The 15,479-nt window shown below is 62.9% G+C and carries 13 protein-coding genes; 9 read left to right on the forward strand and 4 right to left on the reverse strand.

Annotated elements, in window-relative coordinates; translation table 11 throughout:
- The first annotated feature begins 38 nt into the window (after positions 1-38).
- Both QEN71_RS37995 and QEN71_RS38000 read left to right on the forward strand, forming a co-directional pair.
- Positions 39-1,460, forward strand: coding sequence for an FAD-dependent oxidoreductase (locus tag QEN71_RS37995; RefSeq protein ID WP_201649847.1), 1,422 nt, complete (start codon positions 39-41; stop codon positions 1,458-1,460).
- Positions 1,461-1,686: 226 nt separating this feature from the next.
- Positions 1,687-1,962: a hypothetical protein gene (locus QEN71_RS38000; RefSeq protein WP_201649846.1), complete on the forward strand. Its 276-nt coding sequence runs from the start codon at positions 1,687-1,689 to the stop codon at positions 1,960-1,962.
- A gap of 1,000 nt (positions 1,963-2,962) precedes the next feature.
- Here the strand turns inward: QEN71_RS38000 and QEN71_RS38005 are convergent.
- Both QEN71_RS38005 and glcC read right to left on the reverse strand, forming a co-directional pair.
- On the reverse strand, positions 2,963-3,418 hold the full coding sequence (locus QEN71_RS38005; protein ID WP_201649845.1) for a DUF2846 domain-containing protein: 456 nt from the start codon (positions 3,416-3,418) through the stop codon (positions 2,963-2,965).
- 156 nt (positions 3,419-3,574) lie between these two features.
- A complete protein-coding gene (gene glcC, locus QEN71_RS38010) occupies positions 3,575-4,354 on the reverse strand; it encodes a transcriptional regulator GlcC (RefSeq protein WP_233471772.1) in 780 nt (259 codons plus the stop codon).
- Between the two features lie 222 nt (positions 4,355-4,576).
- On the opposite strand from glcC, the gene glcD reads away from it, so the two are divergent.
- From glcD to glcF, 3 genes are read left to right on the forward strand one after another with little or no spacing between them, the layout of a single operon-like run.
- Entirely contained in the window at positions 4,577-6,076 is a 1,500-nt protein-coding gene (gene glcD / locus QEN71_RS38015; protein ID WP_201649843.1) for a glycolate oxidase subunit GlcD, read from the forward strand.
- Positions 6,076-7,143, forward strand: coding sequence for a glycolate oxidase subunit GlcE (glcE, locus tag QEN71_RS38020; RefSeq protein WP_201649842.1), 1,068 nt, complete (start codon positions 6,076-6,078; stop codon positions 7,141-7,143). The genes glcD and glcE overlap by 1 nt, the downstream gene beginning before the upstream one ends.
- A 13-nt stretch (positions 7,144-7,156) precedes the next feature.
- On the forward strand, positions 7,157-8,425 hold the full coding sequence (gene glcF, locus QEN71_RS38025; protein ID WP_201649841.1) for a glycolate oxidase subunit GlcF: 1,269 nt from the start codon (positions 7,157-7,159) through the stop codon (positions 8,423-8,425).
- A gap of 29 nt (positions 8,426-8,454) precedes the next feature.
- Here glcF and QEN71_RS38030 read toward each other — a convergent pair whose 3' ends face one another.
- Together QEN71_RS38030 and QEN71_RS38035 are read right to left on the reverse strand one after the other, a co-directional pair.
- Positions 8,455-9,810, reverse strand: coding sequence for an MFS transporter (locus QEN71_RS38030; protein ID WP_201649840.1), 1,356 nt, complete (start codon positions 9,808-9,810; stop codon positions 8,455-8,457).
- 60 nt (positions 9,811-9,870) lie between these two features.
- Positions 9,871-11,289 (reverse strand): MmgE/PrpD family protein, encoded by a 1,419-nt coding sequence (locus tag QEN71_RS38035; RefSeq protein WP_201649839.1) that lies wholly within the window; start codon positions 11,287-11,289, stop codon positions 9,871-9,873.
- A 167-nt stretch (positions 11,290-11,456) separates the two neighbouring features.
- Here QEN71_RS38035 and QEN71_RS38040 point away from each other — a divergent pair, with 167 nt between their 5' ends.
- The 4 genes from QEN71_RS38040 to QEN71_RS38055 all read left to right on the forward strand — a co-directional run bounded on the left by QEN71_RS38040 (position 11,457) and on the right by QEN71_RS38055 (position 15,298).
- Complete coding sequence (locus QEN71_RS38040) at positions 11,457-12,383, forward strand: LysR family transcriptional regulator (RefSeq protein WP_201649838.1); 927 nt, start codon at positions 11,457-11,459, stop codon at positions 12,381-12,383.
- Positions 12,384-12,577: 194 nt separating this feature from the next.
- Positions 12,578-13,795, forward strand: coding sequence for a type III secretion system cytoplasmic ring protein SctQ (sctQ, locus tag QEN71_RS38045; protein WP_377790845.1), 1,218 nt, complete (start codon positions 12,578-12,580; stop codon positions 13,793-13,795).
- On the forward strand, positions 13,788-14,456 hold the full coding sequence (sctR, locus tag QEN71_RS38050) for a type III secretion system export apparatus subunit SctR (protein WP_201649836.1): 669 nt from the start codon (positions 13,788-13,790) through the stop codon (positions 14,454-14,456). Before sctQ ends, sctR begins: the two co-directional genes overlap by 8 nt.
- Positions 14,453-15,298, forward strand: coding sequence for a lytic transglycosylase domain-containing protein (locus tag QEN71_RS38055; protein WP_201649835.1), 846 nt, complete (start codon positions 14,453-14,455; stop codon positions 15,296-15,298). Before sctR ends, QEN71_RS38055 begins: the two co-directional genes overlap by 4 nt.
- Positions 15,299-15,479 lie beyond the last annotated feature (181 nt).

Below are 15,479 nucleotides of genomic sequence, written 5' to 3' on the forward strand. Positions count from 1 at the left end.
TCGTCGCGCACTCACCCTTAGCTGGATTGGAGAAAGTCATGTCTCAGGTTGAACAGTTCGATACTTTGATTCTCGGTAGTGGCCAGGGCGGCAAGCTGCTAGCCTGGCATCTGGGCCGGTCAGGTCAACGCGTGGCCGTGGTCGAACGGCAGTGGGTAGGCGGCTCGTGCCCGGCCGTCGCCTGCCTGCCGAGCAAGAACGAAATCTGGAGTGCGCGCGTGGCTCATCTCGCGCGGCATGCCGCCGACTTCGGCGCGACAACAGGACCTGTCGCCATCGACATGGCGAAGGTTCGCGAACGCAAGCGCGGCATGGTCGAACGCGAAGCCGCGTTTCACGTGCAGGCGTATGAGACGAGCGGTGCTGAGCTGATCATGGGCGTTGGCCGGTTTGTCGGGCCGAAGACCATCGAGGTGCAATTGAACGACGGCGGCACGCGCACGCTCAGCGGAAGCCAGGTCGTGGTGAATGTCGGGACGCACGCAGCGATTCCCGACGTGCCGGGACTGCGCGCGGCCGAGCCGCTGACGCACATCGGCGCGCTGGATCTCGACCGTGCGCCGTCGCATCTGATCGTTTTGGGTGGTGGCTATATCGGCGTGGAGATGGCGCAGGCTTACCGGCGCTTCGGCAGCCGCGTGACGATCGTCGAGCGCGGTGCGCGGCTGATGGCACGCGAAGATACCGACGTCGGCGCGGAGATGCTGCGCATTCTTCGTGCGGAAGAAATCGATGTCGTGCTGGACGCGCAAACAGTCAGCGTCGAAGGGCGCTCGGGCACGCATGTGCGTGTTGTCCTGCGCACGCCTTCGGGTGAACGGACTCTTGACGGAAGCGACATTCTTGTCGCCGCTGGTCGTGCTCCGAACACAGCCGGCATTGGGTTGGAGCAGGCAGGCATCCAGCTTGATGACCGCGGATACATTCGCGTGAACGACCGCTTGCAGACCTCGGCACCCGACGTCTGGGCAATCGGCGAAGTCGCGGGCAGTCCGCAATTCACGCATGTATCGGTCGATGACTTCAGGATCGTGCGCGACAACCTGGCAGGCGGCAATCGCAGCACGGGCGATCGTCTGATTCCCTACACGCTGTTCACCGATCCACCGCTCGCGCGCGTTGGACTCAGCGAAAGCGATGCGCAACGTCAAGGCGTCGCGGTTCGTGTCGCAACACTGCCGATGAACAACGTGCTGCGGACGGAAGCGACCGACGAAACGCAGGGTTTCATGAAGGTACTCGTCGGCGCGAAGGACGATCGCATACTGGGCTTCACGATGATCGGATCGGAAGCTGGGGAAGTGATGGCGGCGATGCAGACAGCGATGATTGCGGAGCTGCCGTATCAGAAGCTACGCGATGCGGTGATTTCTCATTTGACCGTTGCCGAAGGGCTGGGGCCGCTGCTGTCAAGGGTGCCCGGGCGGACTGGAGTGAGCGTGGGAATTGACCAGGTTTAAGGAAGGCGCAGCTGTGTGCGATGCTCATCACCCGGTGATGGGCATCGCGCGGGGTGAAAAGGCGTCGTACTGAAGTCGACGATCAACGCTATAAACCGACCCGAAGCGGTCAATCAATGCGTCCGATAGCGGACATTCAGAATGTTGGCTAAGTCAACGCCCATTGCCAGTTGCCCGCGTAGTCTCGCTCCACAGTTTCCTGTGACTGGAAAGTGAATGTGAGCACTTGGACGATTTCTTCGGGGCATTCGTACGCCCGAAACACAGCCTTGAATTCCTTCAGGAGCCCCTCGTCACCGGTAAGCCGGTCGCGCTCCGCATCCGTGCTTGTTTTGACCAGAAACCAAGGTTGGGTTGGCTCAAGGGCGAGCGCCGTTACGGCGCAATCTGCTACGTATTTCCGAGCACGCGATCGTATTTCGGCTTCGGCGTATATCGCTATGAGGCGAAAACTGGTTGTCACCGGCATCTACCGATCAATGGTTGCATTTCGGCGACGTGAGCGCGCGATTAATCAATAACTGTGCGCCATCAGGCCATTGATCGGGATTAGCGTCAATGTACGCACGGACCGTTCGCAGTTCCTCGTTCGTTGAGTGTAGCCCAGATTCGTCACAGACGAGTCCCAATGTCCGTCCATACTCTGCGCTTCCATGAACGTATCCAGTGACGTAGGTGGCGAGTTGGGTAATAGAGGATGCTTTATCGCCTAGCGCTTGATCCAGACCGCGCATCAGTTCGTCAACAGTAAGGGCAAAACAGCCCTGCGTTACAGTCAGTGCTACGGCAAAAACACCTACCGATTTTCTATACATCCTCGACATCCCTCGTTCAAATCGAGTCGGACACCGCGCCTGGTGAGAATGAATCTTGAATCGGCAAGGCATTGGTGGTCAACGATTCGGGCACCAGTGTCCAACGACCGAAACTGGGCCGAACCAAGCCATCGCGTCTATCGAAGTTGTTCGTTGTCACCTGCGTTGAGCAGCTGTAAGGTGCATCCATCGAACTGCGACTATGCAAACAACAACTCCAACGACAATGACGGTAACCCACGCTAACCATCCCTTCTTCGTCGTCGGAAGATCCCCTGCTGCCGCTACAGTGAGCAGTATCAATACGATGGTCAGCGCACCGAAAATTCCCCGATGCAGCCATGAGAACACCTCGGTCGCACGATTGACCAGACTCCCTTCGCGATAGGGATTTTTCGGCGGGCGTCGAAACTCGGGTCTCTTACTAAACAACATTTTTGAAAGTGTTTATTGATGGACTACTCGACGGTCCACCGTTGTCATCGGGATTGAAAACCTAGTTGATGGTCAAATTGTCGACGATTCGCGCGCTCATGTCGAACGGCCGAAACTGGCCGCTCACTGCCTCACGCAAAAACACAAAAAACAAGTTCCCGCAAAACTGCGAGAACTCAAATAACAGTTCGACCGGACGCGCAAACAACAAACCACCCGCGCGCCCCATTCGAACAAGAAAAAACTCGCGCCTTATTGCGCCGCCACCGGCACAGTCAACTTCGACTCTTTCACCCCAGCCTGCCCCGTCTGATCATCAACCAGTTGCAGCTTGTTACGCGCATACATGATGCCCATCTTGACCTCTTGCCACACGTAATAAGCCTTGCCTGCAACCACATCGATATCCAGCGTCGAGTTGTTCTCTGCCTCAGAGAGCAACTGATGATGACCCGGCGTCACCTCTTCATAAAGATAGGTCTTGGCAGCCGTCTTGCCGATCGGCTTGCCGTCGAGCGAAACGTCCATCTTCACAGCGCCGCCAATGCTCTCATTGCGATACACATAGACAGCTGCCTTGTCCTGCGGCGCATTGAACGTCTTCAGCGAGGCGTCCAGTTTCGGATCTCCCATCGGCACGGACGCGCAACCGCCCATAGCCAGAAGTGATGCAAACGACAGTGCGATGAAAGTACGCTTGAACTGCATAGGTGTTCCCCTGTTCTCTCGGATTGTAATGATGATGGCAACCGCTCCACTTCAAAGAGCGATCGCGGATACGGAGCATGCGACGGCACGCCGCCCCGTCCTCGAGTTAACGACAGGATCTTCTTGACCTTTAACCCACCGCGCATAGACTTGCGCTCACTTCCACCCTTCGAGTCTGAGCGTCGCCCGCACCAGTCGCTGCTCTTCCTGCTCGATCTCTTGCAGGCTTTCTCGCACGCTGTTGATGTGATCGGCGGCTGTCCGGTACGCCTGTTCGGGTAGCTTGCCCGTCACCGCGCTATAGAGCTTCGCATGCTGGCGGTCGATACGCTTGCGATGCGGCTGCCGATGATAAAGATTGTTCACCGACGCAAACACCGAACTCAGCAGCAACTCGGTCAACGACCGTAACGTATGCACGAGCACCGGGTTATGCGACGCCTCGCAAATCGCCAGATGGAACGCATGATCGAGGCGCGCATGCGTCGCAGGGTCCGTATCGGTTTCGTGCGCGGCGAGCATTTCCTCGTAGCGGCGCGTGATCATCATGTAATCGGCGGGCGTGCCGCGCAACGCGGCAAGACGTGCCGATTCCGCTTCGAGCATCCCGCGTACTTCGAACAGATCGTAGAGCGTGCGCGGTTGCGAAGCGAGCAGATGCATCAATGGCGATTGCGGCGGCTGCGCAGTCAGGTTCGCGACGAACGAACCCTTGCCGTGCGCCGTTTCGATGATGCCCCGCGCGCGCAGCAATTTAAGCCCTTCGCGCAAGGCCGTTCTCGATACGCCGAGCTTGTCAGTCAGGCGGCGTTCGGACGGCAGCGCCTGTCCCGACCTCAGCACGCCATCGACGATCAGCCGTTCGATCCGCTCCGCGACCACATCGGCGATCTTGCGATCGGCCTCTTTACCACTGGTTTCGGTGTCTGCAATCACTGGTATGACCACTTTCGCAACTGGTTTCTGATGAAACCGATAATAACGCCAATTCCCCGTTAGCGAGCGTGGCCGGACATTCTCCACCAGATAAGCGCCAGAAAAAACTGGTACGACCACTTGCCGCGTCCATCGACAGCACCCGACGAAACAGGAACAATCGGCAGCTACACGGATAAGCGGGCGATTGCGACGACACCCGCGCGCCCACGGAGACACCCCATGAGCTACGCCTACGACGAACGGATCGACGGCCCCCTTCCCTCGCATGACAAAGCCGCGCTGGTCGCCGAACTTCAGCGTCTCGTGCCGGGCATGCAACTGCTGCACGATCGGGAAGATCTGCGTCCCTTCGAATGCGACGGTCTCTCCGCCTATCGCACGACGCCGATGATGGTCGCACTCCCCGATTCGATCGAACAGGTACAGGCGCTGCTGAAATTCGCCGCAGCGCGCAAGGTGCCCGTCGTCGCGCGCGGTGCGGGCACGGGTCTGTCGGGCGGCGCGCTGCCGCTCGAACAGGGCATCCTGCTCGTGATGGCGCGCTTCAACCGCATTCTGCATATCGATCCCGAAGCGTCGATTGCGCGCGTGCAGCCCGGTGTGCGCAATCTCGCGATCTCGCAAGCGGCTGCGATTCACGGCCTTTACTACGCGCCCGATCCGTCGTCGCAGATCGCGTGTTCGATCGGCGGCAATGTCGCGGAAAACGCGGGCGGCGTGCACTGCCTGAAATACGGCCTGACCGTGCACAACATTCTGAAGCTCGAAGTGATCACCATCGACGGCGAGCGTCTGACGCTCGGCTCCGAAGCGCTCGATTCGCCCGGCTTCGATCTGCTCGCGCTCTTGACGGGCTCCGAAGGCATGCTCGGCATCGTCACGGAAGTCACGGTGAAACTGCTGACGAAACCGCAAAGCGCGAAGGTGCTAATGGCAAGCTTTGACGATGTAGAAAAAGCAGGCGCGGCCGTCGCGCAGATCATCGGCGCGGGCGTGATTCCGGGCGGCCTCGAAATGATGGATAACCTCGCGATCCGCGCCGCCGAGGACTTCATCCACGCGGGCTATCCCGTCGACGCCGAAGCGATCCTGCTCTGCGAACTCGACGGCGCGGAATCCGACGTGCAGGATGACTGCGATCGCGTCGGCGCGTTGCTGCGCGAAGCGGGCGCGACCGACATCCGCATCGCGAAAGACGAAGCCGAACGTCAACGCTTCTGGGCCGGCCGCAAGAACGCATTTCCCGCCGTGGGCCGCGTGTCGCCCGATTACTACTGCATGGACGGCACGATCCCGCGCCGCGAACTGGCGCGCGTGCTGCGCGGTATCGCGGCGCTGTCGGACGAATACGGTCTGCGCGTCGCGAACGTCTTTCATGCAGGCGACGGCAACATGCATCCCCTGATTCTCTTCGATGCAAATGCACCCGGCGAAATGGAGCGCGCCGAAACGCTCGGCGCGAAAATCCTCGAACTGTGCGTCGACGTGGGCGGCAGCATCACGGGCGAGCATGGCGTGGGACGCGAGAAGATCAATCAGATGTGCGTGCAGTTCAGCAGCGAAGAACTCACGCTGTTTCATTCGCTGAAAGCCGCGTTCGATCCCGACGGTCTGCTCAATCCCGGCAAGAACATTCCGACGCTGCATCGCTGCGCCGAATTCGGCGCGATGCACATTCATCACGGCAAGCTGCCGTTTCCCGAGCTGGAGCGCTTCTGATGCGACGCGAATTCGATTCAATGGACGACAGCGCGCGCCTCATCGCGCAGGTTCAGCGCGCAATCGCGCAGCACACGCCGTTGCGCATTCGCGGCGGCGACAGCAAGCGCTTTCTCGGTCGCGACGTGCAAGGCGACGAACTCGACACGCGTTCGCATCGCGGCATCGTCACGTATGACCCGACCGAACTCGTGATCACCGCGCGCGCAGGAACGCCCCTCGTCGAACTGAACACGGTGCTCGACGACGCGAACCAGATGCTGCCGTGCGAGCCGCCGCTGTTCGATAACAAGGGCACGCTAGGCGGTGCCGTTGCAAGCGGGCTCTCAGGTCCGCGCCGTCCGTGGGCGGGCTCGATGCGCGATTTCGTGCTCGGCTGTCGCGTGATTACGGGCGACGGTGATCATCTGCGCTTCGGCGGCCAGGTGATGAAGAACGTCGCGGGCTACGACATGTCGCGTCTGCTGGCAGGCAGTTTCGGTTCGCTCGGCGTGTTGACGGAAGTGTCGCTGAAGGTGTTGCCGAAGCCGCGCGAGCGCCGCAGTTTCGCGCTCACACTGAGTGCAGACGATGCGATGCGCGAACTGTCTGTGTGGCGCAAGACCGCGCTGCCTCTGAGCGGCGCCTGTTATATCGGCGGCAAGCTGCATGTGCGGCTCGAAGGCGGCAGCGGATCGGTGAAATCCGCGGTGGACCGGATCGGCGGCGACGAGATCGATTGTGCGTTCTGGGATGCATTGCGCGATCATCGGCTGCCGTTTTTCGCGGACACACGTCCGCTGTGGCGTCTGTCGCTGCCGAATGCAACGCCGTTGACGCCGTTGCCCGGCGACGTGCTGATCGACTGGGCGGGCGCGCAGCGCTGGCTCAAGAGCGACGCTTCCGCCACCGACATCCGCCAGCTTGCGCATGCGGCGGGCGGACATGCGACCTGCTTCACGCCGTCACGCGAACGCGAGCCGTTTCAGCCGCTCGCTGCCCCGCTGCTGCGTTATCAGCGTCAACTGAAACGCCGCCTCGATCCGAATGGCGTGTTGAACCCCGGCCGACTGTACGCCGATCTCTGAAGCGAGCGCGCTCATGCAAACGAATCTCGACTCTCACGCGAAGTCCCTGCCCGATGCCGCGGAAGCGGAAAGCATCCTGCGTTCGTGCGTGCATTGCGGCTTCTGCAATGCGACGTGCCCGACGTATCAGTTGCTCGGCAACGAACTCGACGGACCGCGCGGCCGCATCTATCTGATCAAGCAACTGCTCGAAGGCGAGCCCGTCACCGACAAGACGCAGCTGCATCTCGACCGCTGCCTCACGTGCCGCAATTGCGAAACGACGTGTCCGTCGGGCGTCACGTATCACCGGCTGCTCGATATCGGGCGCGCGGAACTCGAACGGCGCGTCGAGCGGCCTGTCGGTGAACGCCTCACGCGCAAGGGCTTGCGCACCGTGATTCCACGTCCCGCCGTATTCGACGCGCTGCTCAAAACGGGACGTGCCGTGCGTCCGCTGTTGCCCGCGAGCGTGCAGGCGAAGATTCCCGCGCGCGCCGCCGCGCCTGCGAAGCCGCGTCCTGCGCCGCGTCACTCACGCCGCGTGCTGATGCTCGAAGGTTGCGTGCAGCCGTCGCTGTCGCCGAATACGAATGCCGCGGCGGCGCGCGTGCTCGATCGGCTCGGTATCAGCGTGACGCCCGTGAGCGAAGCGGGCTGTTGCGGCGCGACCGACTATCACCTGAACGCACAGGACGCGGGCCTCGATCGCGCGCGCCGCAACATCGATGGATGGTGGCCCGCGATCGATGCAGGCGCCGAAGCGATCGTGCAGACGGCGAGCGGCTGCGGCGCGTTCGTGAAGGAGTACGGGCATCTGCTGCGCAACGATCCGCTGTACGCCGCGAAAGCCGCGTGTGTGAGCGCGTTGGCGCGCGATCTCGTCGAAGTGCTGGCGGCCGAGCCGCTCGACGCCCTGCAATCCGCCGACGATTCAACCGCGTTGCGTGTCGCGTTTCACTGTCCTTGTACGTTGCAACACGCACAAAAGCTCGGCGGCGCAGTGGAAAGCGTACTGACGCGGCTCGGCTTCGATCTGTCCGCTGTGCCCGATGCGCATCTGTGCTGCGGTTCGGCGGGCACGTATTCCATCACGCAACCGGAACTCGCGAACAAGCTGCGCGACAACAAGCTGACAGCGCTCGAAAGCGGACAGCCTGGCATCATCGCGACGGCGAACATCGGTTGTCAGATGCATCTGGATGGCGCGGGCAGAACGCGTGTGCGTCACTGGATCGAACTGGTCGAGGAAGCGCTGGATGCGTCGAATGCTTCGATGCGCAAACTGTCGGAACCTGCTTGAGTGCGCGAACGTGATCTGCGCGTCAACTGTCAATTCTGTGCACGCGCTTCTTCATCAATGACGGAGCGATGCCGCGTTTCCGGCATCAGGCAATACGTGACGAGCGAAATCGCAGCGCACGCGCTCACGTAGTAGAAGAACCACGACTCGTGGCCTGCATGCTTGAACTTCAGCGCGAGGTACTCCGTCGTGCCGCCCATCACCGACGACACCACCGCGAACGGCAAGCCGACGCCGAGCGCGCGCAGCTTTGCCGGAAACAGTTCCGACTTCACGAGCCAATGAATCGACGAAAAACCGCTCAGAATGCCGAGCGCCGCGAGGTTCAACGCGAACGCGGCCCACACACTGTGCGTGCTGCCGAGCGCATGCATCAGCGGCACTGTGCAGAACGTGCCGCCGAGACCGAAGATCAGCATCACGGGCCGTCTTCCGACCACATCCGAGAGCAATCCATATAGCGGCTGGAAGCACATGTAGATCACCAGCGCGACGGTCGTGATCGTCGTCGCAGTGACGCGGCTGAAGCCCGTCGTGTTGACCATGTACTTCTGCAGATAGATCGTGAACGTATAGAACGCAACCGTGCCGCCGATGCTGATGCCGATCGTCCACAACGTCTGCATCCGATGTCGGATCAGCAGCGCGAGCACGCTGCCGCGTTCCGATTCGCGCGACGCCTGGGTTGCCGCGACCGTATCGGCGCGTTCGAACGCATCCGTCTCCGCGATGCCGCGCCTCAAATAAAGCGCGAACACGGCAAGCGCGCCGCCGATCGCGAACGGGATGCGCCAGCCCCAGTCTTCGAGTTGCGTCGGCGTCAACGCGAGCCGCTGCAACACCAGCATCAACGCGAGCGCGACGAGTTGTCCCATCACCACCGTCACCTGCACGAAGCCGACGAAGAAGCCGCGTCGCCCGGTCGGCGCCATTTCGCTCAGATACGTCGCGCTCGTGCCCGCTTCGCCGCCCATGCTGAAGCCTTGCAGCAGCCGCGCGAAGATGAGCACCGCGGGCGCCGCGACGCCGATCGTCGCGTAAGTCGGCGTGACCGCGATGATCAGCGAGCCGACGCTCATCATCGCCACCGAAACGCTCAACGCGACGCGTCGACCATGCCGGTCCGCGAGTGCGCCGATCGCCCAGCTGCCGAGCGGTCTCACCACATAACCAATCGCTGCGACGGCGGCTGCGTTCAGCAGTTGCGCCGTCTGGTTGCCGCCTGGAAAAAACGCCTTGCTGAAATAGATCGAGAAGATCGAATACGCGAGAAAGTCGTACCACTCGATCACATTGCCCGCACTGCCGCCGATGATCGAGCGTAGACGCTCGCGCCGTGCGGCGGGCGAAGCCCGAAGCGTCAGTTCATGAGGCGTTGCGGCCATCCTGTGTCTCCTTGCGGCTATCTCGCCGCTTCGCTTTGTGCCTGCTGCGGGACTGCCTGACTACTGCTTCGGTATCGCCAGCAGGCGCACGAATTCCGCCGCATCCGTCTTGCTCTCGGCGTGCATGATCCAGTCGATGATGCGTTCGATCCGCGCGCCGTCGATGCGATGCGCGGCGAGCTTCGTCATCTTGTCGACGATCTCCGCTTCGCTTGCGAATGCATGCTCGCTGCCGCGCTGCGACTCGACGGTCTGTTCCAGCCGCGTGCCGTCGCGCAACGTCGCTTCGACGCGCACGGTGTGACGCGCGCCGCGGCCGCGCGCCGTGATCGCCGGGTCTTCGAGCACCTGCACGCGTTTCGACAATTCAATGCGCTGCGGGTCCGCCACTTTCTCTTCGCTGAACTGGTCGACGAACACATCGCCTTCGAGCAGCAGCGTCGCGACGCAGTACGGCAGATTCAGTTGCGCGGACGTGAGCCCTTGCGGCACATAAGGCCAGCCCACATGATCGACCGTCACGCGCGAGCCGTGCACGACGATGCTTTCGACGTCGTCTGCGCCGAACGGATGGCGCGACTGCATTGCGCGGATCGCATCGAGCGTCGTGTGATTGCTGCCGACGCACGAGTAGAACTTCAGCGCGATGTTCATCGTCTCGAAGCGCTCGCCGAGTCCGTCGATCAGTTGCGTGAGGTCGTAGCGGTCCGTCGAACGCGAGAACGTGCTGCAAAAACCGCCATAGGTGTTTTCGAATACGTCGACGATGCCGGTGAAGCCGTTCTGCGCAAGCAGCGCGCCATACAGTCCGCTTTGCGCGGCGCGACCCGCGTGCATGCGCTTGACCATCGCGCCGAACTGCGCGGCCATCAGACCCGCCGACTGCGTGCCGCCGATACCGAGCGCATGCACGGTCTGCGCGGTGTCGAGACGCAGCGCCGCCGCCGCGCCCGCCGCCGCAGAAAACACGCCGACCGTCGCGCCCGAATGCCAGCCCTGCGCAATATGCTCGGGACCCATGCACATGCCGACGCGCGGCCCGACTTCATAACCCGCCACACAGGCGCGCAGAAAATCGCGACCGCTCATGCGCGCATCGGCGGGCAGCGTCTCGGCGACGGCGAGCACGGCGGGCAGCGTGACGGCGCCGACATGCAGCACGCCCGCGCGATGCACGTCGTCGAGTTCGAAGCTCTGGATCATCGTGCCGTTGACAAGCGCGGCATGCGGCGCGGACAGCTTCATCGGCGTGCCCCATACGGTGCAGCCGGGCGTCGTGTCGACGCGCGCGAACGTGTCCGCGAGAATGCGGCTCCATTCGAGCGCCGAACCGAACAGCGCGCAGCCTACTGAGTCGAGCAGCAAGAGCTTGATACGCGCGATCACGTCTTGAGGAATCGCGTCGTAACGCAACTCCGCGACGAATGACGCGACGCCGCCGGTGTACGGGTTTGTGCCGATATCGTTGTGCTGGTTCATCGAGTGTCGGGCGCCATCGCGCGCAATGAGAATTTGATGACCAGTATCCGCACGCGATGGCCGTTTGTGAATTGCACGCGCCGTGATTATTATTGCTTCACACGCAAGAGTTGATGGCCCCTAAAATCGTCTGAAATCGCAGGGGATCGTCCGAGCAAGAGGAGACCATGAACCGCTTTCCCGGCGTCGATCTCGACGCGCTTCGTGCTTTTGTTGCAGTCGCATCGCACGCGTCGTTCAACGACGCCGCCATCGAACTGAATCTGTCCGCGTCGGCATTGACGCGCCGCATCAAGCGGCTCGAAGAAGCGCTCGATCTGATGCTGTTCGAGCGCACCACGCGCATGGTGGCGCTCACGTCGTCGGGCGAGTTGCTGTTGCCGCGCGCGCAGAGCGTGCTGCGCGAACTCGATGCGTCGCTCCAGCTCGTGACGGAAGCGACGCGCATCCGTTCGGGTCAGTTGACCATCGCGTGCATTCCCACTGTTGCCAAGTTTCTGTTGCCGAAGATCGTCGGCAGCTATCACCGCCGGCACGCCGAAGTGCGGCTGCGGCTGATCGAAACGGATCTCGCGACGGTTGCGCGGCGCGTCGTCGACGGCGATGCGGAGTTCGGTATCGCGTTTCTCGTCAATGAAACGCCGGAACTCGCGATCGACGAACTGCTGGTGGATCCCTACGTGCTCGCCTGTCCCGCCGATCATCCGCTTGCAAAGAGCGAGCATGTCGCCTGGCGCGAACTGCGTCCGTGGCCGCTGATCGTGTCGGGCACGACGAGCGGCAACCGGCGCATGCTCGATGCCGCGTTGCGCGATATCGACTGGCGCCCGGACCGGCTGATCGAAATCGAACATCTGACGACCTCGCTCGGACTCGTCGAAGCGGGACTCGGCATCTCGATCATTCCGCGCTGTGCCGCGCCGCGCGACACGCAATCGCGGATCGCCATCCGTCCGCTTGTCGAGCCGACGGTTGCGCGCACCATCGGTCTGATCCGGCGGCGCGATGCCGTGCTCTCGCCGATCGCGCGCGACTTTCGTCTTGCGCTGCGCAGAATGGCCCCGCTCGATCCGTCAATGATGCAGCCTGACTGACGCGACATCGATTGCGCGAAAGCCGGCTTCGTAGTCGGTCCACGTTTGCACGGCGCTGATGGCCCATCGACTACGATTCGCGCCGCCAAATCGCGCACCCCTCTCTCCCTACAATTGACGGACCGGATGTGCTGCCTTCGGGCGGCACGCCCTCCTTTTCCCTTCACGAACGTCATCGATCCGACCGATCCGCCGTGCATGCGTTGCCCTTCTTGCGAGCCGACGTCAACGACCCACTGCATCACATGACGGACGATTCGCATCCGCACGACACGCATCGTCCGGCAGCCGATCCGGCGCGTCACGTCACGCCGCTCGATGCTTCGCCGTTGCTGGCGCGCCTGTCGTCCGCGGCGGCGCGCGGGCTGACGAACGCCTACGCGACGCGCGCGCCGCTCGCGATACGTCTTGGCGGGCAAGCGTATGAAATCACCTGGCGCGCCGACGCCGCGCCCGTCGCCGAAGCCAATGCGTACCGCTTCGTCGTCGGACCGGCGCAAGGCAGCGTATGGATCGATCCGTCGGCGGAAGCCGAATGGCTCGGCGATGCCGCCGCACCGGGCGTCCCCGCCGTGCTGCGCGCTGCGTTGCTGGCCGATCTGTGCGCGCCGCTGACGAAGACATTGCAGACGCTCACGCGTCAGCGCGTGGAGTTGCTGCCGCCTGCCGAAGAACAGGCGCTCGATTCGCACGAAGCCGCATTGTATTTTGACCTGCGCCGCATCGACGACGACTGGCATTGCCACGGCGCGCTGCTGTTCGATGTGCCCGACGCACTCGGCGTATTTTTCGCGACGCTGCCTCCGGACCTCGCCGCGCAGCACGAAACCACGTCGAGCCTGTTCGCCACGCTGCCCGTGCCGCTCAGGTTCGAACTCGGCCGCACGACGCTGCTGACGCACGAACTCGCCGACGTCGAAGCGGGCGACATCATCGCGATCGAACACTGGCGCACGCAGGGACAAAACCTGCTGTGCGCCGCCTATGTGCCATCGACGCCCGCATGGGAAGTGCTCGGCAAGCCGTCGGGCAACCGCATCGTCGTCGAACGAATCAGGGAGATGCCTTTGGAACGCACGTCATCGCAGGACACGGCCCACGCGCAAAGCGCGGCATCGCAGGACGCTTCCGCGCAGCCGTCGCAGTCCGCGCGCCAGTTCGACGGACTGTCCGTCGAACTCACGTTCCAGTTGCCGTCGTGCACGATGCCGCTCGGCGAACTGGGCACGCTGCAACCGGGCGGCGTGATCGAACTGGAACAGGGCGTGAATCAGAGCGTGATCCGCATCGTCGCGAACGGCACGCAGATCGGCACGGGCCATCTGATCGCCGTCGGCCAGAAGCTCGGCGTGCGCGTCACTGCCCTCACGCCGCCCGCCGCGCAGCCGCCGCGCGAGCGCCAGGATGGGTAATCTGCCGAATCCCGTCTCGCTGATTGCCGTCATCGTCGCGCTCGGCATTGCGCCGTTCGCCGCGCTGATGGTGACGAGCTATACGAAGCTCGTGGTCGTGCTCGGCCTGCTGCGCTCGGCGCTCGGCATCCAGCAGGTGCCGCCGAACATGGTGCTCAACGGCATCGCGCTGATTCTGTCGCTGTTCATCATGGCGCCCGTCGGCATGAATATCCGCGACGCGTTGCAGGAACGCAATTTCAATCCTTCGGGGCAGTTGTCCACGGCCGATATCGGCGCGCTCGCCGACGCCGCGCTGCCACCGATCAAGGACTTTCTCACCGCGCACACGCGTTTGCGCGACCGCCAGTTCTTCGTCAAGACAGCAACCAGCGTGTGGCCGAAAAGTCGCGCCGAAGGTCTCAAGGACGACGACCTGCTCGTGCTCGTGCCGAGCTTCACGCTTGCAGAACTGACGAAGGCGTTTCAGATCGGCTTCGTGATTTACATCGTGTTTATCGTCGTCGATCTGCTGGTGGCGAACATCCTGCTCGCGCTCGGCATGCAGATGATTTCGCCGACCACCATCTCGGTGCCGTTCAAGCTGCTGCTGTTCGTCGCGCTCGATGGCTGGTCGCTGCTCGTGCACGGTCTCGTGCTGTCGTACCGGGTGGCGGGATGAACGGCGCGGCGCGCATCGTCTGCATGCTGACGTGCGCGGCGGCGCTGCTGTTCACGTTCATCGCACGCGATGCCGTCGCGCAGACAAACGTTCCGCGCGAGGGCTTCACGCAGCTTGCGCACAGCTGCGCAGCGAATGTCGATGTCGTGACGCTCGCCGCACTCGTGCGTACCGAATCGGCGTTCAATCCGTTTGCGATCGGCGTGGTCGGCGGGCATCTGGATCGCCAGCCCGCCTCGCTCGCCGAAGCCCTCGCGACCGTGCGCGTGCTCGAAGCGCGCGGCTTCAGCTACAGCGTCGGTCTCGCGCAGGTGAACAACCGCAACTTCGCGAAGTACGGCGAAACCGCCGCGTCGATCTTCGAACCGTGCCGCAACTTGCGCGCGGCGGCCGCCATTCTCACCGAATGCTTCGCGCGTTCGAGCGCCGCGCGCGCCGATCAGCAGAGCGCGTTGCGCGCCGCGCTGTCGTGCTACTACAGCGGCAACTTCACGACCGGCTTTCGCGCGGGCTACGTCGGCAAGGTGGTGATGAACGCGCGCATCAATGCGATGCGCGGCGGCGTCGAACCGATTCCCGTCGTCACGGATGCGCACGCGCCGTCGCTGCCAAACAAAGCCGCGCTCGATGCGAAAGTCGACGAAACGCTGAGTGAAGCGGGCCGAACGCGCGGCACTGAGGCATCCCAAGACGCGCGCCCCGCCCTTGAGCCCGTCAATGCGGCCAGCGTGACGCGAAGCAAGGCGCCGTCGTGCAGTGCGCATCCGCTCGTCGCGATGTGCCGCGGCCTCAGCGCGGCGCAGATTCATGCGTTGTGCCTGCGCTGTCTCGATACGCGCTGACATCTCGCGCCGTCGGCCGGGCAGGTCGTAGCGCGGACATCCGAATCGACCGAGGCTAGCACGCCGACTACGGGATGCCGGAATCCATCCACGGGCATCGGACGGCAGAATTTCATATTGCTGCGTCTTCAGGGCCGCGGAAGGCCTGCGCGCGTGCGGACGCAAGCGTTGGAGATACGAC

Origin of the sequence: Paraburkholderia sabiae, from assembly GCF_030412785.1 — a bacterium.
GTDB lineage: Bacteria > Pseudomonadota > Gammaproteobacteria > Burkholderiales > Burkholderiaceae > Paraburkholderia > Paraburkholderia sabiae.